The 18565-nt window shown below is 72.5% G+C and carries 21 protein-coding genes and 1 pseudogene; 11 read left to right on the top strand and 11 right to left on the bottom strand.

Annotated elements, in window-relative coordinates:
- Window positions 1-89: 89 nt before the first annotated feature.
- Both ABIA38_RS31625 and ABIA38_RS31620 read right to left on the bottom strand, forming a co-directional pair.
- Window positions 90-260 (bottom strand): hypothetical protein, encoded by a 171-nt coding sequence (locus ABIA38_RS31625; protein WP_424642312.1) that lies wholly within the window; start codon window positions 258-260, stop codon window positions 90-92.
- Window positions 261-340: 80 nt separating this feature from the next.
- Entirely contained in the window at window positions 341-1048 is a 708-nt protein-coding gene (locus ABIA38_RS31620; protein WP_424642311.1) for an amidohydrolase family protein, read from the bottom strand.
- Here ABIA38_RS31620 and ABIA38_RS31615 point away from each other — a divergent pair.
- The 5 genes from ABIA38_RS31615 to ABIA38_RS31595 all read left to right on the top strand — a co-directional run bounded on the left by ABIA38_RS31615 (window position 1034) and on the right by ABIA38_RS31595 (window position 5122).
- Window positions 1034-1822, top strand: coding sequence for a zinc-binding dehydrogenase (locus ABIA38_RS31615; RefSeq protein WP_424642310.1), 789 nt, complete (start codon window positions 1034-1036; stop codon window positions 1820-1822). The genes ABIA38_RS31620 and ABIA38_RS31615 overlap by 15 nt on opposite strands.
- 116 nt (window positions 1823-1938) lie before the next feature.
- Window positions 1939-2916, top strand: coding sequence for an aldo/keto reductase (locus ABIA38_RS31610; protein WP_424642309.1), 978 nt, complete (start codon window positions 1939-1941; stop codon window positions 2914-2916).
- Between the two features lie 744 nt (window positions 2917-3660).
- On the top strand, window positions 3661-4005 hold the full coding sequence (locus tag ABIA38_RS31605) for a hypothetical protein (protein ID WP_424642308.1): 345 nt from the start codon (window positions 3661-3663) through the stop codon (window positions 4003-4005).
- A complete protein-coding gene (locus ABIA38_RS31600; RefSeq protein ID WP_424642307.1) occupies window positions 4002-4352 on the top strand; it encodes a hypothetical protein in 351 nt (116 codons plus the stop codon). Before ABIA38_RS31605 ends, ABIA38_RS31600 begins: the two co-directional genes overlap by 4 nt.
- A gap of 17 nt (window positions 4353-4369) precedes the next feature.
- On the top strand, window positions 4370-5122 hold the full coding sequence (locus ABIA38_RS31595; RefSeq protein WP_424642306.1) for an SDR family NAD(P)-dependent oxidoreductase: 753 nt from the start codon (window positions 4370-4372) through the stop codon (window positions 5120-5122).
- A gap of 83 nt (window positions 5123-5205) precedes the next feature.
- Here ABIA38_RS31595 and ABIA38_RS31590 read toward each other — a convergent pair whose 3' ends face one another.
- The 5 genes and pseudogenes from ABIA38_RS31590 to ABIA38_RS31570 form a co-directional block, all read right to left on the bottom strand.
- Window positions 5206-5760 carry a GntR family transcriptional regulator gene (locus ABIA38_RS31590; protein ID WP_424642305.1) on the bottom strand — a complete coding sequence of 185 codons (555 nt, stop codon included), beginning with the start codon at window positions 5758-5760 and terminating at the stop codon, window positions 5206-5208.
- Window positions 5761-5892 carry a hypothetical protein gene (locus ABIA38_RS31585; RefSeq protein WP_424642304.1) on the bottom strand — a complete coding sequence of 44 codons (132 nt, stop codon included), beginning with the start codon at window positions 5890-5892 and terminating at the stop codon, window positions 5761-5763. It abuts the gene before it with no gap.
- Window positions 5893-6045: 153 nt separating this feature from the next.
- Window positions 6046-6561 carry an alpha/beta fold hydrolase gene (locus ABIA38_RS31580; RefSeq protein ID WP_424642303.1) on the bottom strand — a complete coding sequence of 172 codons (516 nt, stop codon included), beginning with the start codon at window positions 6559-6561 and terminating at the stop codon, window positions 6046-6048.
- 88 nt (window positions 6562-6649) lie between these two features.
- Window positions 6650-6802: pseudogene (locus ABIA38_RS31575) on the bottom strand (aldehyde dehydrogenase family protein); the annotation flags it as partial.
- A 221-nt stretch (window positions 6803-7023) separates the two neighbouring features.
- Window positions 7024-8349 (bottom strand): FAD-dependent oxidoreductase, encoded by a 1326-nt coding sequence (locus tag ABIA38_RS31570; RefSeq protein WP_424642302.1) that lies wholly within the window; start codon window positions 8347-8349, stop codon window positions 7024-7026.
- A 20-nt stretch (window positions 8350-8369) separates the two neighbouring features.
- On the opposite strand from ABIA38_RS31570, the gene ABIA38_RS31565 reads away from it, so the two are divergent.
- Window positions 8370-9065 carry a TetR/AcrR family transcriptional regulator gene (locus ABIA38_RS31565; protein WP_424642301.1) on the top strand — a complete coding sequence of 232 codons (696 nt, stop codon included), beginning with the start codon at window positions 8370-8372 and terminating at the stop codon, window positions 9063-9065.
- Between the two features lie 216 nt (window positions 9066-9281).
- Complete coding sequence (locus tag ABIA38_RS31560; protein ID WP_424642300.1) at window positions 9282-10448, top strand: damage-control phosphatase ARMT1 family protein; 1167 nt, start codon at window positions 9282-9284, stop codon at window positions 10446-10448.
- 158 nt (window positions 10449-10606) lie between these two features.
- Here the strand turns inward: ABIA38_RS31560 and ABIA38_RS31555 are convergent, their stop codons facing one another.
- Window positions 10607-11335, bottom strand: a complete 729-nt coding sequence (locus tag ABIA38_RS31555; protein WP_424642299.1) for a hypothetical protein — start codon at window positions 11333-11335, stop codon at window positions 10607-10609.
- An 845-nt stretch (window positions 11336-12180) separates the two neighbouring features.
- Here ABIA38_RS31555 and ABIA38_RS31550 point away from each other — a divergent pair.
- The gene (locus tag ABIA38_RS31550; RefSeq protein ID WP_424642298.1) at window positions 12181-13146 is read left to right on the top strand and encodes a polysaccharide deacetylase family protein; all 966 of its coding nucleotides are present in this window, start codon (window positions 12181-12183) and stop codon (window positions 13144-13146) included.
- Between the two features lie 43 nt (window positions 13147-13189).
- Here the strand turns inward: ABIA38_RS31550 and ABIA38_RS31545 are convergent, their stop codons facing one another.
- From ABIA38_RS31545 to ABIA38_RS31535, 3 genes are read right to left on the bottom strand one after another with little or no spacing between them, the layout of a single operon-like run.
- The gene (locus ABIA38_RS31545) at window positions 13190-13636 is read right to left on the bottom strand and encodes a protein-tyrosine phosphatase family protein (protein WP_424642297.1); all 447 of its coding nucleotides are present in this window, start codon (window positions 13634-13636) and stop codon (window positions 13190-13192) included.
- Window positions 13633-14214: a CGNR zinc finger domain-containing protein gene (locus ABIA38_RS31540; protein ID WP_424642296.1), complete on the bottom strand. Its 582-nt coding sequence runs from the start codon at window positions 14212-14214 to the stop codon at window positions 13633-13635. Before ABIA38_RS31540 ends, ABIA38_RS31545 begins: the two co-directional genes overlap by 4 nt.
- A complete protein-coding gene (locus tag ABIA38_RS31535) occupies window positions 14211-15425 on the bottom strand; it encodes an MFS transporter (RefSeq protein WP_424642295.1) in 1215 nt (404 codons plus the stop codon). The genes ABIA38_RS31540 and ABIA38_RS31535 overlap by 4 nt, the downstream gene beginning before the upstream one ends.
- Before the next feature lie 243 nt (window positions 15426-15668).
- Here ABIA38_RS31535 and ABIA38_RS31530 point away from each other — a divergent pair, with 243 nt between their 5' ends.
- The 3 genes from ABIA38_RS31530 to ABIA38_RS31520 all read left to right on the top strand — a co-directional run bounded on the left by ABIA38_RS31530 (window position 15669) and on the right by ABIA38_RS31520 (window position 18418).
- Window positions 15669-16520, top strand: coding sequence for an oxidoreductase (locus ABIA38_RS31530; RefSeq protein ID WP_424642459.1), 852 nt, complete (start codon window positions 15669-15671; stop codon window positions 16518-16520).
- Complete coding sequence (locus ABIA38_RS31525) at window positions 16517-17131, top strand: TetR/AcrR family transcriptional regulator (RefSeq protein WP_424642294.1); 615 nt, start codon at window positions 16517-16519, stop codon at window positions 17129-17131. Before ABIA38_RS31530 ends, ABIA38_RS31525 begins: the two co-directional genes overlap by 4 nt.
- Window positions 17132-17200: 69 nt before the next feature.
- A complete protein-coding gene (locus ABIA38_RS31520; protein ID WP_424642293.1) occupies window positions 17201-18418 on the top strand; it encodes a GNAT family N-acetyltransferase in 1218 nt (405 codons plus the stop codon).
- Window positions 18419-18565 lie beyond the last annotated feature (147 nt).

Below are 18565 nucleotides of genomic sequence, written 5' to 3'. Positions count from 1 at the left end.
GGTTCGGCAGTTGTCCCTCGTGTTACTTACCGCATCCGCCGGCGCCGTGAGCCGGCCGGTTTTCCGGTGGTCCGCCGACGACTCGCCGACTACCGATCGTCGAGGCGGCGGCGCAACAACATCAGGTCGGCGACGTCGGCTCGGGTGGAGAAGACGGCGATGAGTTCGCGGACGCGCGCATCGTCCCCGCGTGCGACCGCGGAGACGATGTGCTCCACGATGCGCACGGTCTCCCGGCTCGATTCGCGTGTTTCGCCCATGACACACCTTCGCCGCCCGCCGATAACGCGTCAGACCCTACGCCTCCCGACGGGCCGGCACCCGCAGGCGCGGCGTCGATCTACACACCTGCCGCCTCGTACACCACCTGCCCGGCCGGCACCGTCAGTTCGATGCCGATCTCGGGCAGCGCGCCGACCTCGATCTCCAGTGGGTCGGCGGCCAGGACGCACAGGTCGGCCACCTTGCCGGGCGTCAATGAGCCCTTCCAGGATTCGGCGCCGTCCTGGCGGGCGGGGGTGGTGGTGTAGGCGCGCAATGCCTCGCGCAGGGCCAGGCGTTGGTCGGCGCCGCAGACCGTGCCGTCCAGGCCCGTACGGGTGACGGCGGCGAGTACGCCGCGGCGCCGGTCGGGGGTGAGGACGGGGGAGTCGGAGCTGAGGCATACGTCGATCCCGGCGTCGAGCGCGTCGCGGGTGGCGCACATCCGGGCCAGGGTGCTCGGGCCGAGGGTGTCGCGCAGGAGTGGGCGGGTGGCCACCGCGATGCCGGGTTGGGCGTTCGGGCCGATCCCGGCCGCGGCCATCTCGGCGAGCGTGCCGGGGTGCAGCAGGTCGCCGTGGATGAGGTAGTGGCGGGCCGTGCGGCCGTCCTCGGCGATGGCCGCGCGCAGCGCCGCGACCACCGCGGCGGAGCTGCGATCGCCGGTGGTGTGTACGCCGATCCGGTGCCCGGCGACGTGCGCGGCCCGGATCATCCCCGCCGGCCGCTCGGCGCGGCGCTCGGCCGAGTCGCCGTCGATCAGCAGCGCGCCGTGCGTCGCGGCCACGGCTTCCGCCGGCGGGCGGACCGATGGCCGTACGCCACGGCCGGGTTGGCCGAATTCGCCTACGCCGGGCCGTGCGCGGAGAAGGTGGTCATCCCCGCCGACGCGCCCGACACGTGGGCGGCCTGCGCGGGCCGCGCGGTCAAGACCGTGCTGCACGCCTTCGACCGGGCGGGCGGGGTGCGGCCGGGCGCCGACGTGGTGGTGCAGGGCGCGGGCGCGCTGGGCATCGTCGCGGGTGTGAAGGCGAAGGCGAGCGGGGCGCGTACGGTGATCACCATCGGCGCGCCGGACGCCCGGCTCGAACCGGCCCGCGAGTTCGGCGCGGACGTGACACTGGGCCTGGCGGTCGGCGCGGACGTGACACTGGGCCTGGCGGTCGGCGCGGACGGTCGGCGCGACGCGGTCCTGGAAGCCACCCGGGGGCGCGGCGCCGAGCTGCTGCTGGACCTGGCCGGGGCGCCGGGGGTCGCTGCGGAGGCGGTCGAACTCGCGGCGTTCGGCGGCACGTTCGTGATGGTCGGGAGTACCGTTCCGACCCCGGAGCGGTTGCCGCTGGGCACCGTGATGGGCAAGGAGTCGACTGTCGTCGGCTCGCTCAACGGCGATGTGGGCGACTACTACCGGGCCGTCGAGTTCCTGCGCGACTTCCGCGACCGGTTCGCGTGGGACCGGCTGTTCGCCGCCCAGGTCGGGCTCTCGGGGGCCACCGAGGCGCTCGCCGCGATGCACCGCCAGGAGCAGGTCAAGGCGGTCGTACACCCGTGGTTGCCGTGACCGGCCACCGATCGCCGATCGCCGGCCACCGGCCACCGATCGCCGGTCGCCGGTCGCCGGTCGCCGGTCGCCTCGCAGTATTCCGACATCTCGTTTTCGCCGAGAGGACCTTCTCGATGGGTGACATCGACATGACCGACTTCACCGTGCCGCGCCGCCGGTTGGGCGTGGCCGGACCCGACGTGCCGCAACTGTCCCTGGGTTCGTGGCACACCTACGACCGGATGGACTTCCACGACGCGGTCGACCTGGTCGCGCACGCGGTGCGGTGGGGGGTCGACCTCTTCGACGTCGCGGTGTACGGGATGCCGGGCCGGCCGCCGGCGTTCACCGACGTGTTGTTCTCGGCGATCGTGCGGGCGGCGGGGTTGGCCCGGGAGAACTACCTGCTGTCCACCAAGGTGTGGCTGGAGGGTTATCCGGCCATGTCCTTGCGCGAGCAGGTGGAGCGCGCGATGTTCCGGGCCGGGACCGACCACGCCGACCTGGCGATCCTGGGCGACATCCGGGACGAGAACCTGGACCTGGCCCAACTGGCCTGGGATCTGGCCGAGTTGGAGCAGAGCGGGCTGATCGGCTGTTGGGGCGTGAACAACTGGTCGGCGACCGCGATCCGGACCATCGGGGGCCACGCGTCGGCGGCCGGCTCGCCCGGTCCGCAGGTTGCGCAGCTCAAGTACAGCCCGTGTCGACGCTCGATCGCGGACGGCGCGCCGTTCGCCGACCTGTTCGCGGCGGGCCTGTCGATGCAGGCGTCGGACATCCTGGAGGGCGGCATCCTGGCCGGCAAGGTGGCGCCGACGCGCGAGATCGGCCGTGATCCGGGGGGAGTTCGGGAGCGGATCATCGCCTCGGCGCCCGGCATCGCCGAGGTGGCCGCCGACCTGGGCGCGACACCCGCGCAGGTGTGCGTGGCCTTCGCGCTGTCCCACCCGGCCACCGCGACGGTGCTCTTCGGCGCCACGCGACTGGCGCAACTGGCGGACAACATCGGCGGATTGCGCCTGCTCGAGGAGGTCGGCGCGGCCGCCCTGCGAGCCCGCCTGGTGCCGTTCTGCGCGGACCGGGAGGCGGTGTCGCCCGAAGGGCCGTGAGCCCGGCGGCTCGCCGGATATGAACGGGGGAGGTTGCTCGCTTCGAGCGACCACCCCCACGGGCGGTCCCGGCCCACCCGGCCTGGTCGGCCCACCCGGCCCGGTCGCTGGCGCCACCCCCGGGCGACCCGGCTGACTGAGGGCCCGGTGGGTGCGTGGGTCGCGGTTCGGCCCGGCTGGGCACGGGAGTTCGGTCGCGCGCATCGGCCGTGCCGGCCCACCGGGTGCGGGCCGGCACAACCGGCGGGTCGGTCGCATTCAGGCGCCGGAGCCCGCCGGGTCCATGACGTCCGCGTCGGCCCCACGCGTCCGCGAGCGCCGCGCGCAGCGCTGCGCCGTGGCGGGCCGCGAGGCCGAGCGCGGCGAGGTTGGTGTGCCACTGGTCGAGGCGGCCGGCGCCGAAGAGTACGTTGGCCATTGCCTCGTGGGTGAGGCAGAACGCGATGGCCACCTGCGCGGGCGTCGCGTCGAACTCGGCGGCCACCCGGGCGACCAGCGGATAGCCGGGGCGGATCCGGTCGCGGATGTTGCCCGGGTCGGCGCCGATCTTGCGCTCCGGCCGCAGGTTGCCCGCCAGGATGCCGCCTTCGAGGACGTCGGAGGCCTGGATGGCCGGCCCGTCCGCGACCGGTTCGGCGAACGGCTCGCCCTCGGGCACGGTACGCCGGGCCAGGCTGTACTTGAGCCTGGGCGAAGGTCGGCGGGGTCAGCCCCTCGGCGGCGGCGAACCGCCGGGCGGCCCAAATGTCGCGCGCCGCCCAGTTGTTGACGCCCCACACGCCGAACCGGCCGGCCGCGAGCTCGCGCACCGCCGAGCCCGCCCCGCTGGACCTGGGCGGCGACCGGATGGGCACCTTCCTCGGCGGCGTGATGACGTACAACGCGCTGCACGCGCGGATGCCGGCCCGCGCCTACGACTTCGGCGCCCACCGGCGCGTCCTGGATCTGGCCGGACTCTCCGGCTCGTTCCTGGCCGAGGCGCTGCGCGCGCATCCCGAACTGCGCGCGACCTTCCTGTCCGGCGGCGATCTGGTCGGGCACGCCGAGAACACGCCGGCGCGGCCGGTGTCGAGGACCGGGTCGAGGTGATCGGCGGCGACCCGCCGACCGACGAGGTGCCCACCGGGTTCGACCTGGTGCTGCTCGAACACGTGGTACACCGCTTCGACGCGAAGCAGAACCGGCGCATCCTCACGGCGGCGCGCCGGGCCGCGGCACCCGGCGCCTGGTTGCTGCTGCTCGACTTCTTCCTGGAGCCGACGGGGGTGCCGAGGCTGATCGACACGCTGCACGCGGGCGAATATCCGGTCATCGACGGCACCACCGTCCACCCGCGCGCCGAGGTCGAGGAGTGGCTCGTGGACGCCGGGTGGCAGCCGGTGGACCTGCTCGAACTGCCGGGCAGCCCGCGGGTGATCGTGGCGAAGGCCCGATGACAAAGGATGGTGCACCAGTGACCGGCACGGGAGCGGACGCCGGACGTGTGGTCGTGGCCACCGGCGGGGCGAGCGGGATCGGCGCGGCCATCGCCCGCGCCTTCGCCGAGGGCGGCGACCGGGTCGCGATCGCCGACATCGACGCCGGGGCCGCCGACAAACTCGCCCGCGAGATCGGCGGCACCGCCGTCGCGATGGACGTCACCGACCCCGCGTCGGTGGCCGCCGCCCTGGACACCGTGGTCGCCGACCTCGGCCCGCTTGCCGTCCTGGTCAACAACGCGGGCCTGGTCGCCGGTGGCGGCCTGCTCGTGGACCTGCCGATCGAGGTGTTCGACACCGTCGTCTCGGTCAACCTGCGCGGCACGTTCACCGTCACCGCAGCCGCCGCCCGCCGGATGATCGCCGAGGGCGCGGGCGGCGCGATCGTCAACATCAGCTCGATCGGCGCCCGGCAACCCACCGCCGGCCTGGGCCACTACGAGGCCACCAAGGCCGCAGTGGACGCGCTCACCCGTACCGGCGCGCTCGAACCGGCCCCACACCGGATCCGGGTCAACGGCGTCGCCCCCGGACCGGTGCACACCCCGATGACGGCCGGCCTGATGGCCGACCCGCAGGCACGCGCGGCGTGGGAGACCCGGATCCCGCTGGGCCGGATCGCGCTGCCCGAGGACATCGCCCCGCTCGCGGTGTTCCTGGCCTCCCCGGCCGCCGCACACACCACCGGCGCGGTGGTGCAGGTCGACGGGGGACAACTGCTGGGCTGAGCGGTGCGGCAGCACGAAGGCACGAAGGGCGGACTCCCGCAAACGGGCGCCCGCCCTGCTTCGTGCCGAGGACCGTGTCGCGGCTACGGCGTGCCGGTCTTGGCCTGGTGCAGCGCCGCCGCCGTGGCGATCTTGTGTGCGCAGGCGGCCTGTTCGATCTCCCGGGCATCGGCCCCCGCGCCGATCAGATCGAGCAGGTGCTGGTGCTCCTGCACCGAGGTCCGGGCCCGCCCGGGTACGTAGGTGAACGTCGAGCGGCGCATGTGGTCCAGGCGTGCCCACTCGGATTCGAGCAGCGCGTTGAGGTGCTTGTCGGGGCAATGCGCGTAGAGCGAGAAATGGAACTTCCGGTTGAGCGCGGTGAACGCGGTCGGGTCGAAGTCGGCCAGCGCCTCGATCATCCGGTCGTTGATCGCGCGCGCCTCGGCGATGTTCGCCGCGCTCATCAGCGGCGCGGAGATCGTGGTCGCGTAACCCTCCAGGCGGGCCGGCACGTTGAGGGAGTGCTCGACCTGCGAGCGGTCGACGACGGCCACCCGCGCGCCGACGTTGCGGACGATTTCCACCAGGCCGTCGGACTGGAGCCGGCGCACCGCCTCGCGCAGCGGGATGGTGCTGACCCCGGCCTCGCGGGCCAACTAGTCGAACACCAGCCGATATCCGGGCCCGTAGGTGCCGTCCAGGATGCGTCCGGGCAACAGCTCGTAACACATCTCCGACTTCGACGCCTTGGCGGCCTTGCTCGCGGCGCTTGCCGTTGCGGGACTCAACTACGGTCTCCTCGGTCAGGGCCGGACACGGTCGCGGGCCGGGACGAGGTGTCCCGGCCCGACTGGGTCCGGCGTGGTCTGGTGGCAGGCAGTGGCGGGCGGTGGTCGGCGTGCGCTGCCGACCCGACCGCCCGTGCCGATCGGCGGCGCCGCTCAGCGGCCGACGAACTCCACGGCCAGGGCCCGGAATCGGTCGCCGGCAAGCGCGCCGTGGTGGTCGCCCGGGACGGTGACCAGGCGCGCCCCCTCGGCCGGCGCGACCAACTCGTCCGCACCCCGGGTCATCGGATCGTCGGCCCCCACCACGAACAGCGGCGGAGCGGCGCCGGCCCACTTCCCGGGCGCGAACGGCGTGCCCCGCAGCCCCTCGACGCAGGTCACCAGCCCCTCCGCGCGGGCCTCCTCGGCGCCGATCAGACCGGCGATCAGGCCGGTGAGCGGATCGGACGCGGCCTCCTCCCCACGCACCGCCCGGCGCAGCGCGGGCACGTCCACGGCGGCGAACGGCTCGCTCGGGCTCATCCCGCCGAGCACCACCCGGCCCACCCGCCCGCCGGCCTGCTCGACCAACTCCCGGGTCAGCCGGGCGCCCAGCGAAAGGGCGACGACGTCGAACCGTTCGGCGTCGTACCCGTCCACCATGGACAACAGATCCGCGGCGGCGGTCACCGTGTCCGCCTCGTCGGCGCTCGCCGGTGCCGGACTGGCCCGACGCCTTGAGCCCGCCGAACGGGGTACGCAGATCCCGCACGTTGTGCGAGTTGATCCGCACCATCCCCGACTCGACCCGGTGTGCCACCCGATGCGCCCGGCGGATGTCGTTGGTCCACACGTAGCCCGCCAGGCCGTAGCTGACCGAGTCGGCCAACTCGACCGCCTCCGCCTCGTCGCCGAACGGGGTCAGCGCCACCACCGGGCCGAAGACTCGGCTCCGCTGTCAACCACCGCGCCGGGCACGAAAACCGCCCCGGGCGGATGCCCGAGGCGGTTTCGTCGCGAATACGATCGGAAGGGGATCGGGAGGGGATCGGAACGCGGAGTCGAGCAGGTGGAAGACCGTCGACGTCGCCAACCATCGGCGTCCCGGTCGCACCGACCGCGGCAGGGCCGCAGCGGCCCTCGCGGCGTGGTTCAGGAGCCGGTCGCAGGGGGGCGCCAGGCCACCAGGGGTGCGGCTGATCGCGCGACGGCAGCACCCGGAACGAGCCGGAGCAGCGCGTTCCGCACCGGCTGGCGCCAGCCGCCGCCCAGGTCGGCGCCGTAGCGTGCCATGACCGTCGCCTGCCGGGCGATCGCATGGCACCGGGGGCGGCGCTCGGCGTCGAACGCGGCCATTGCCGCGGCGAGGTCGGCACCGTCGGCGAGGTGGCCGCCGATCATGCGTCCCACAGTGGCACCGTCTTCGAGTGCGGTCGCGGCTCCCTGGCCCATCGTGGGCAGTGCGGCGTGGGCCGCGTCCCCGATCATGACCACCCGGCCACGGACGTAGGACGGCAGTCCACCGGGCAGGTGGTAGACGTCGTGCCGCATCAGCTGCGACGCGGAAGTCGCCTCGACGAGGTCGACGGCCTGCGGCGCCCAGCCTGCGAAACGGCTGCGGGCGGCGGCGAGTTCGTCGGCGAATGTGGCGCCCCGGGGATGACGGAAGTAGCCGTACCAGTAGATCTCACTGTCGCTGAGCCGCATCGCTCCGAACTCCGCCCCCGGTCCCCACAGTTCGATGAGATTTCCGTCGCTCGCGGTGTCCGGGATGACAGCCCGCCAGCTCGTGCTGCCGCTGTACGCCGGCTCGATGCCGGGGAAGACCTGCTCCCGGACCGCACTGCGCATACCGTCGGCCCCCACCAGGAGGTCGCACTCGATGCGGTGTTCATCGTCGTCGGTCCGCCAGGCCACTACCGCGGCCTTGCCTCCGGGTGTCCCCGGATGAACCTCACTGACCCGTGCCCCGCAGATCATCCGCACCCCGGCGGCTTCGGCGGCGGCGCGGAGAGCGGTGTGCAGGCGCGCACGGTGCATGCCCCAGACCGCCATCACCCGGCTCACCTCCGGGCGCTCGTTGGGAATGCGCAGGATCCAGCGTCCGCGCAGATTCCGGAATCCCGTCACCAAGCTCTCGTGCCCGAGCGTCGCGATCGTGTCGTCGTCGAGCCCGAGGGAGCGCAACGCGGTGATCCCGTTGCGGGGCAGGGCCACCCCGGCTCCGAGTTCACCGAATCCGGCCGACCTTTCGAGCACTGTCGTCGACCAGCCCGCCCGGGCCAGGGACACCGCCGCGGCGAGTCCCGCTATGCCTCCGCCGACCACTGTCGCCGTCATTTCCCTCATGGATCGTTTCCCTTCCGTCGCCCGGACACCTCGCCGGCTGAGACCGCCGGGTTCACGCACCGTACCAGTACATGCGTAGTAGTACGAAAGTTGTAGAACGATCATCGTAGAACGATCGTCGTAGGACAAGCGTCATATAGGCTTCCGTCGTGCCACCCAACAACGAGCAGCGCCGCCGGGCTCTTGCCGACGCGGCTATCGCACTTCTCGCCTCCGACGGGGTCCGCGGGCTGACCCACCGCGCCGTGGAGAAGATCGCGGACGTGCCCGGCGGAACAGCGTCGAACTACTTCCCCACCCGGGAAGCTCTCCTCGTCGCGGCGGCCGACCGGGTCGCCGAGCTGCACGTCTCGGAAATGGAGTCCGCCTCACGGAGCGGGCTCGGGGCAACGCGGGACACCGCGGTCGGAACACTCGACGGCGCAGCCGCAGTTGCAGCAGCCAACGGGGTCTGGAACGAAACCACCACCCCCGCGCTTCTGGTCGATCTGCTCACCGACTCGCTCCTGGGCGCTGCGACCGACCGGCGCGACCGCTACCTGGCGATCTGCGAACTCCGGCTCGAAGCCGGGCGCCGGCCGGCTCTCGCCGCCGCTCTGTCCTCCGTCTCCGCCTCCATGGAGCGACAGACCCAGGCTCTGCATGCCGAACTGGCCACGCCCGTATCGGCTTCCGCGATCCGCACCCTGATCGCCCTCTATACCGGCGCCCTGTTCACCCTCGTCACGACGCCACCCGACGAAATCGACACCGCCACCGTCCGCGGCCTCGCCGAGGCGATCGTCGACGGAGCACTTCCCGGACGCCGCAACGCCCCAGGCACGTCGGCGTCGCCCACCGGATGACCCCGTGACCTGAGCACGTCACCCGGGCGGCAGGACCGCCCGCGTCGGGCGTGCTCCCGGCGCCGATCCGGGTACGTATCGCACGGCACCAGTCGGGAGCGCGGCCGGCCCGACGTCGTTGTGGCCGAGTCACGGCATGCTCGCTGTCGACCGAGCCGATGCCGGTCCGGCCGTAGATTCCGGTGACGGCCGACGAGAAGAAGGACGAGCCTGAACGTGTCCACTGCACCCACGATCCTGAGTGATATCCCCGGCTCCTTCCCCTGGGGCGTCTTCCACGAGCGGCATCCGAAGCTTGTCCGACAGGTGCTCGACGCGTTGCCCTACGGGCCCACCGAGCGGGCGGCGGTCGAGGAACTCCTGTCGGAGAGCACCGGCGGCGTGCTGGCGCCGCTCGACGAGAGTGCCCATGATCATCGACAGTGGCTGGAGTGGGGCGAGGGCCAGTTCGGGCGACCGTGGGGCGAGGCGCCGTTCCTGTGGGCCGAGAGCTACTTCTACCGCAGACTGCTCGAAGCCACCGGCTACTTCCGGCCCGGGACCTGGCACGGCATCGACCCGTTCGCACCGTTCAAGAACGCCGAGTTGATCGGCCCTGCCGTCGACGACGAGCTGGCGGCTCTCGACGACCTGCCATCCCTGTCCGCCGACAAGCGAGCCGAGGTACTGCTCTCGTCGGCTCTGTGGGGCAATCGGGCGGACCTCGGTTTCCGAATCACCGCCCTGGTCGGAGACGCCCCATCCCCCGCCCTGATCGCGGACGACAGCCCGCTCCTGTGGTCCACGCTCGTCGCGGCGAGCAACCCGAGAGTCTGCGTCATCGCGGACAACGCCGGGCGGGAACTGCTGCCCGATCTCGTCCTGGTCGACCACCTCCTCACGAGCGGACCGGCCGCCGAGGTCGTCGTGTACGTCAAGCCCGCTCCCTACTACGTGTCCGACGCGACCACCGCCGACCTCCTGGCCACCGTCGACCGCCTTCGCGCCGCGCCCGGGCAGGAGGCGGCACGGATCGGCCGACGGCTGTGGCAGGCGATGAACGCCGGCACCCTCATGGTCCGCACACACGAGTTCTTCTGCGCGCCGCTGCCGTTCCACGAGATGCCCGCCGACCTCAGGGCGGAGTTCGCCGCCGCCACGATGACGATCAGCAAGGGCGACCTCAACTACCGGCGCCTCGTCGGAGACCAACTCTGGGACGCCACAACCCCGTTCGCCGAGAGGGTCGGCTACTTCCCGTCCCCGGTGACGGCCCTGCGCACGTTGAAGTCGGACGTCGTCGTCGGCCTCGACGGGGCGGTGGTCGCCGGGTTGGACGCCACCGGGGAGCCATGGCGCACCAGCGGCAAGTACGGCCTCATCCAGGTGCGCACCGGAACGTAGTACCGCGTCAACACTGCGCCGGGCACGAAATCCCCCCGGGTGGATGCCCGAGGCGGTTCCGTCGCGAATGCGATCGTGAGGGGATCAGAACGCGGAGTCGGTAGCCGCCCGGGACGCCGCGGGCTACGTCGCGGCGCCTGCTCATGAGGTGGGCCGGGTCAGTCGGACTCGATCGGTTCGACCGGGGATCCCGCCGGGGAGATGCCCAACTTGGCCTCGGCCGTGGTCCAGTCGGCCGCGATCGCCTGTTGGGCGGCGGCGAGGGTGACCTGGTTCTTGCAGATCGCGGTGTGCAGGTGGGTTTCGACGGAGTCCTTGGGGTTGTTCGGACCCTTGCCCGGGACATGGCCGGGAGAGGGCGGCTCGACCCACAGGTTGCGCGGGTCGTTCGGGTCGCCGCCGAGTTGGAGGCTGATCAGGTGGTCGTACTCGGCATCGCCCATCGGTCCCGTGTAGCCGTAGGACTTGGCGTTGTCCGTCTTCTCCTTGCCGGTGACCGACACCGGCGGCCGGATCGTCGACGTGTAGCCGCCCGCCTTGCAGATCGTCGTGGCCAGCGTGGCCTGGGTGACCGCCGGGCTCAACGCCCCCGGCGTGCACTGCGGATCCGGCAGCGGCTCCCCGGTCGCGGTGTGCCGATAGTGGCATGTCCCCGGCGCGGGCTGGGGCTGCGCGGCGTACTTGGCCTGCGGCCCCGGCCCGATCGGTATCGCGCCGCCGCCCGCCGCCGCGGCCGGCCCGGACGCCCCGGGTGCCCCGGACGTCGCCGATGGCGCATATCCGGCCGGCTTGGCGGAACTTCCCTTCGAATCCGAACACGCGGACACCGCCACGACCAGACACACCGCCGCCGTGGCGCGGCCTCCCCAACCAGCCCCGAGCCTCATCTTGCCCCCAACGCACCGTACTTGGCGTATTACCCGCAGCATCGCACGTCGACTGCCGCGACATACCCCAAACCCACACATCCACGGCCCGGACTGCCGAAACCGTCCACTCGCGCCGAGCGTTCCACAACTCCGCGTGATTCCTTCGAAGTTCTACACCACTGTAGGATCCCGCCCACGATCGCCTCGGGCCACGATCGATCGATCGTGCGATGCGCAAGCCACATCGTCGACCCGATGGCCGGCTGGGGTGGCTGCGGCGACGGGTCGGAGGGTCGGAGGGTCGGCGGGTCGGCGGGTCGGCGGGTTGACGGGTGCCGGTCCCGGTAGCCGCCGTTCGGCGGTCGGGTCCCGGTCGAAACGCTCGCCGCTGCCGCTGCCGCTGCCGCTGCCGTCGTCGTGCGGCCGGTGGGCCGGAGCGCGACCCTCGTGTTCGGACACTGCGTCGGGCGACCCGCGCGTACAGCTCCTGGGCGACCGGGACCGCCGGGAGCAGGTAGGCCTGAGCTCTACTGACCGACCGACCGACCGATCAACCGACTGCGTTGCGTCCGCCGATCCGACGGCGTCACCCGCCCCGCCACGCCCCACCCCGCCGGGACGGCGACCTGCTCGCCGACCGCGCTCGTGTCGATAATCGGAAGACCATCACCCTCCCGACGTACACCGGTCGGCCGAATCCGCCGGCCCCGCGCGGCCCGGCGGCGTGCGCCGGACGGGTGGCGTGCGGGTGTGGCGACCGGCGTTGCCGCGTCGGTGAATTCGGGTCTCGTTGCGCGATCCGCCGCATGGGCCGAACATACGTCCGGGTTCGAATCGAACAGGAGTGGGCACCACCTGCCGCCATGAGCTGTGTCGATGCGATGACGTCCCCGTCGTGGCGCGCGCTCACCCGATGGGGTGTGGCCGTGGGCCTGTCCGTATGCCTGACCGCGACCGCGTGTGCGGACGGGGGAGAGAAACCGGGTCACGGGAGAGCGGGTGGGCCGGGCGAGCAGGTCGCCGCCGTCCAAGTGCCCCCCGATGCCGTGCGGGAGGCGGCCGACGCGCAGGCGCGGGCCGCGCGCCAGGACGCGCAACGCGAGGAGGCCGCCCGGCTGGAGACCGCCCGCGTCGCCGCCGCGCAGCAGTGGGGCCTGTCGGCGGTGCCGCTGAAGGCCCCCGCGCCGCCGGAGACGAAGCCGGTCCTGGACCCCGCCGCCCCGGGGGTGTCACGGCGCGGCGACATGCCGCCGGTGGTCGAACGGGTGCCCACCCAGGACAAGGTGGTCTTCCTCACCGTGGACGACGGCGGCTACAAGGACGCCGAGTTCGCCCGGATGACCCGCGAACTGCAGCTTCCGTTCAGCGCGTTCGTCAGCGGATATGTGGCCCGCAGCAACTGGAACTACTTCCGCGGTCTGCACGAGCAGGGCGTCGAGGTGAACAACCACACCCTCAACCACCCGGACCTGCGCAAGCTGAGCTATTCGCAGCAGCGTTGGGAGATCTGCCGGGAACAGGCCGAACTCGACTACGAGATGGGCAATGGTGCCCGGCTGTTCCGGCCGCCGTACGGCGAGTTCAACGACGACACCCTGCGGGCCGCGAAGGCGTGCGGGATCGTCGCGCTGCCGATCTGGAACGAGGAGGCGTTCCCGGACCGGATCGAGTACCGCAACGAACGCCGGTTGCGCGCGGGCGACATCATCCTGACCCACTTCCGCAGTCGCTCCGAGTGGAAGGGATCGATGGCGGACATGTTGCGCCGAGTCGTCGAGCTGGCCACGGCGCAGGGCTTCGCCCTGGCCCGCCTCGACGACTACATGTAGCCGAACCGACGCCGCCGGCAGGGGAGTTCGCGCAGAGCCGCGCTCACTGTGCCGGGAAGCGGACCACCCAGCGGCGTTGCCACGGGGTTTCGATCGCGCGGTGGTGGTGGTGTTCCCGGGTCCACGCGACGGCGTGCTCGGGGGGTAGGCCGGAGAGCACGGCCAGTGCGGCGATCGCCGTGCCGGTACGGCCGATGCCGCCGCCGCAGGCGACCTCGACCGTCTCGCCCGCGCGTGCCCGTTCGTGCAGCGCGCGGAGCTCGCGTACCGCCTGCTCCCGGTCGCGCGGGAGGCGGAAGTCGGGCCAGTCGAGCCAGGTGTGCGGCCAGGTCAACTGCGGATCGTGGCGGCGGCGCAGCCGGTCCGAGCCCAGGTAGAGGCCGAAGTCGGGCGTCGGGCCCGCCGGTTGCGGATTGCGCAGGCCGCGGCCGCGGATCCAGGAGCCGTCCGGGAGTCGGAACGCGCCCACCAGGGGCGGCTCGCCGGTCACCGGGTCACACTCGCGGTCTGCCGGCGGGCGCGGTGGTTGGCCACGTTGAGCCGGTTGCCGCACAGGTCGGGCAGGCAGTAGCGGCGCCGCCCGGCCCGGCTGGTGTCGACGAACACCCCTCGGCAGTCCGGTGTGGCGCAGGCGCGGAATCGTTCGTGGCCCAGCGCCCGGACCGTGCCGAGGAGCCCGACGCCCACCACCGCCGCCAACTCGTCGGCGAGCGGCGCGCCGGACGCGGTCGGGACGTACCACTGCCAGTCGTCGTCGCCGGCGACGCGGCGCAGGACCGGGCCGAGCCCGGCCCGCCCCACCAGCACGCCGCCGCCCGCGACGGCCTGCTCCGCCGTCTCGGTCTCCACGACGGCGCGCACCTCTCGGCGCAACAGTCCGACCCGGAACAGGTCGTCCTCGGTCGGCGACTTCCCACCGGCGAGGGCGTCGAGGTGCAGGTCGTGCCCGGCCAGGAAGTCGGCGAGCGCGTCCGGGTCCGGGAGGGCCTCGCCGGTGGTGGTGCGCACGGTGGGGGAGGTGTTGACCAACGCGGTGGCCAGCGCCGCCCCGAGGGCGTAATCGGTCATCGAGATGTCCACGCCTTGCTCTCTGTCGGAGTAAGTGATGAAGCGAGACTATACCCCTTACTGCGGTCGATGGGCAGGCCCGCGCGGAACGACCACACGAGCACCGCGAGCGCGAGGACGCCCGTGGCCAACGCGGCGTATCCGATCCCGGCCCGCCCGCCGAGCGCGAAGCCGGCCGCGCCGACGGCGCCGCCCGCGCTGATCCCGAGATAGATCGTGCTCTGATGCAGTCCGAGTACCAGCGGAACCGCGTCCGGCGCGGCGGCCGTCACCCGCAACTGCTGGGGGACGTTGATCATCCAGTGGAGCAGTCCCCACACCGGTACGACGACGCACGCCGTCACCATCGACCGGGTCAGCGCCGGTACCAGTGCGGCGACCGCGGTCAGCAGCGGGGCGGCGATCAGCATGGTCCGACCCGGGCCGAAGCGGTCGGCCAGGCGGCCCACGAGCAGGTTCCCGCAGACCGCGCCGAGCCCGAAGGTGAGCAGGATCAGCGAGGTACGGCCGGCATCGCCGCCGGTCGCCGGCCGGGTCACCTTGTCGAAGTAGGTGTAGACGGTCCAACTGGTGGTCAGGCACAGCCAGGTGGCCGCGAGTACGACCACCACCCGCGGGTTCGACAACGGCGCCACCCGCTGTCGCAACGTCTTGCGCGGCAGCCCCGGCAACCGCGGTACGACCGCCGCCACGCCTGCGCCGGCCGACACCCCGAGGCCGACGATCAGCCACAGCGCCACCCGCCACCCGGTGGTCGCGCCGAGCCACGCGCCCAGCGGGAGGCCGAGCACGATCGCCGTGGTCAGCCCGCCGACCACCACCGAGGTGGCCCGGCCCTCGCGTCCCGGCGGCGCGGTGGCCCGGGCCACGGCCAGGGCGTTGACCGTGTACAACGACGCTCCCGCGCCGGCGAGGGCCCGACCGGCCATCGCCAAGCCGTAGGTCCCGGCGACCGCGTTCAACGCGTTGCCCGCCGCGAACACCACCAGCCCGCCGAGCAGCAGACCACGCGGCGCGCGATGTCCGACCGCGGCGGCCAGTGCGGGTCCGCCGATCGCGTAGGCGAGAGCGAATGCGGTGATCAACCACCCCGCCGCCGTCCGGGACACGCCGAGATCGCCCGCCATGGGCCCGAGGATCGGCGCGATGACGAACGTGTCGACCCCCATCGCGAATGTGCCGATGGCCAAAACGATCAGCCGTAGTCGCATGACCGCCTCCTTCTGCCGCTGTCGTGGGTGATGGTCGCGATCACCCTCGCCGCTGCGCGCCGACCGACCCATCCCTCAGCTGGGGGATGGGTCGGTCGGCACGCAGCGGCGAGACGTTGCCACTATCTACACAGTGATGAGAAAAATCGACGTGGTGTAGAATTTTCCACGGGAGAGCAGTCCGCGCTCCCTTCGAGTCCCGACCCCGGAGGCGCAATGCAGAAGATGCAGAAGATGCAGAAGATGCAGACGCAGAAGTGGCTGATCACCGGCGTCAGTTCGGGCCTCGGGCGGGCCTTCGCCCAGGCCGCCCTGGCCGCCGGGCACACCGTCGTCGGCACGGTCCGCTCGGAGCAGGACCTGCGGGCCTTCGAAGCGCTCGAACCCGGGTACGCGCACGGCCGCACCCTGGATGTGACCGACGAGGACGCCGTCTCGCGGGTGGTCGCCGAGGTGGAGCAGAGCGTCGGTCCCCTGGATGTCGTCGTCGCCAACGCCGGCTACGGCCTGGAGGGCACCTTCGAGGAGACTCCGCTCGCCGAGGTGCGACGGCAGTTCGAGGTCAACGTATTCGGGGCGATGGCCACCCTGCGGGCGGCACTGCCGCACATGCGCCGGCGCCGCCGCGGACACCTGATGGCCGTTACCTCCATGGGCGGGCTGATGGCCGTGCCCGGGATGTCCGCCTACTGCGGCAGCAAGTTCGCCCTGGAGGGCGTCCTCGAGGCACTGGGCAAGGAGGTCGCCCAGTTCGGGATCCACGTGACGGCGATCGAGCCCGGCTCCTTCCGCACCGACTGGGCCGGACGGTCCATGACCCGCGCCACGCGGACCATCGACGACTACGACGAACTGTTCACCCCCATCCGTGAAGCGCGGCACAAGGCCGCCGGCCACCAGCTGGGCAATCCGGCCAAGGCCGGGGAAGCCGTCGTGCACATCACGTCGGTCGACCGGCCGCCGGCCCACCTCCTCCTGGGCTCGGACGCCCTGCGACTGGTCGGCGCCGCGCGCACGGCCGTGGACGAGGACATCCGCGCATGGGAGACGCTCTCCCGTACCACCGACTTCGCCGAGGGCGCTCAGCTCCGATGACCGACCACCACCCCGCGCGCAGCCGACGCACCGCCGAACGTAAGGGCGACGTCCGCGAGCGCGCGATCCTGGACACCTGCGAGGCGCTCCTTGCGGACAAGGGCTACGACGCGATGACCGTCGGCGACATCGCGCAGGGCGCCGGCATCACCCGCGGCGCCCTGTACTTCTACTTCGGCTCCAAGCAGGAAGTGGTCACGGCACTGGTGGCCCGGACCGTGGAACACCTGTGGGAGCGGTCCCGGGTCACCGCGGAGACCGAGGAGCCGCGCCGGGCCGTCGCCGCGGCCATGCGGCGCACGGTCGAGTTGTGGAACGAGCACGGCCCGGTCATGCGTACGGCGATCGACCTGTCGTTGACCGTGCCGGAGATCGGCGAGTTGTGGAGCCATACGGCCGACCTGTTCATCGCGGCCATCACCGCCGTCCTGGAACGCGCCGGCGTCCCGGGCGGCACCGAACCGGAACAGGCGTCGGCGATGGCCCACGTCCTGTGCTGGATGATCGAGCGGACCTTCTACCACGCCTCGCAGGACTCCCGCGAGAACCTGCAGAAGGCGGCTTCCACCTGCGCCCACATCTGGCTGATCAGTGCCAGCCTGACCACCTGACGCATCCGCCACGACCCCCTCGACCAAACGCGATGGCCATCCGGGCACGACGCGGCTAGCGTCGCAGCGGTGACCTTCGACATCCGAAAGATTCCAGACGCGCACGTCGATCGGATCCTGGACCTCACCGATCTGGCCTTCCACGAGAAGGACTCGGACGACGAGCGCCGGCAGAGCCGCAAACTGCTGTTGAACTGCGACCGGATCGGCGCCTACGAGGGCGACACCCTGGTCGGTGTGGTCGCCGCGTACCGCTTCCGCATCTCCGTACCCGGCGGCGACCTGCCCTGCGCCGGGCTCGACTACGTCGCCGTGCTGCCCACCCATCGCAGACGCGGCCTGCTCACCCGCCTGCTCGCCGAACAGTGGCGGCAATGCGCCGAGTTCGGCCAACCCCTGTCGTGTCTGTGGGCCTCGGAGCACGCGATCTACGGCCGCTTCGGCTACGGCACCGGCACCGAGGCATGCACCATCGAGATCGACAGCCGCCGACCCCTCGCGCTGCGGATCGAGCCCGACCCGCGCCCGCTGCGGCTGCTCGACCCGGCCAAGGCGCCCGCCCTGCTCGGCCCGATCTACGAGGCGGGCCGGGCGTTGCGGGGCGGGCGCTATGCCCGGGACCCGCACTGGTGGCGTACGCAGGTCCTGGTGGACCAGGAGGACGAGGAACCGACCCGGGTCGTCGCCCTCGGCGAACCGGGCGAACCTGCGGCCGGATACGTCGTCTACCGGGTCCAGGCACCCAACGACGACACGCACAGCCCCGGCGTGGTCGAGGTGCAGGAACTGGAGGCGGAAAGCGCTGCGGTGGCCGCCGCGCTGTGGGCCTATCTCGCCTCGATCGACCTCACCGGGAAGGTGGCGGCGTGGGTTCGGCCGCTGGACGATCCGCTGCTGCACTTCGCGGCCGATCGTGATCAGGTACGGGTGACCAAGCAGTATCCGGCGTTGTGGTTGCGCCTGGTGAACGTACGGGCGGCGCTGGTCGCGCGGTCCTGGGCGGCGCCGGTGGATCTGGTGCTGCAGGTGCGGGACGCGGCGGTCCGGGCCAACGACGGGCGCTTCCGGCTCACCGTCGGGGAGGCGGGGACGACCTGGGCGGCGACCGAGGCGCCGGCCGATCTGGTGCTGGACGTCGCGGAGTTGGCGGCCTGCTACCTCGGCGCCACGCCGGTGTCCCGCCTGGTGGCCGCCGGGTTGGTGGTCGAGGCGACGCCGGGCGCCGCGCGGCGACTGGACGCGGCGTTGCGGACGGACTTCCTGCCGTTCGCGCACGAGGACTACTGACCGGGGCGCCGGGCGCGGCGCCGGCCGGCCGCGGGGCCCGGGGCCCCCCCCGGGGGGCCCCCGCCCCCCCCCCCGCCCCCCCCCCCCCCCCCCCCCCGGCCGGGGGCCCCCCCCCCCCCCGGCCCCCACCCCCCCGGGCGCCAAAAC

Origin of the sequence: Embleya sp. AB8 (assembly GCF_049739465.1) — a bacterium.
GTDB lineage: Bacteria > Actinomycetota > Actinomycetes > Streptomycetales > Streptomycetaceae > Embleya.
This window is presented reverse-complemented; position numbering and strand designations above follow the sequence as displayed.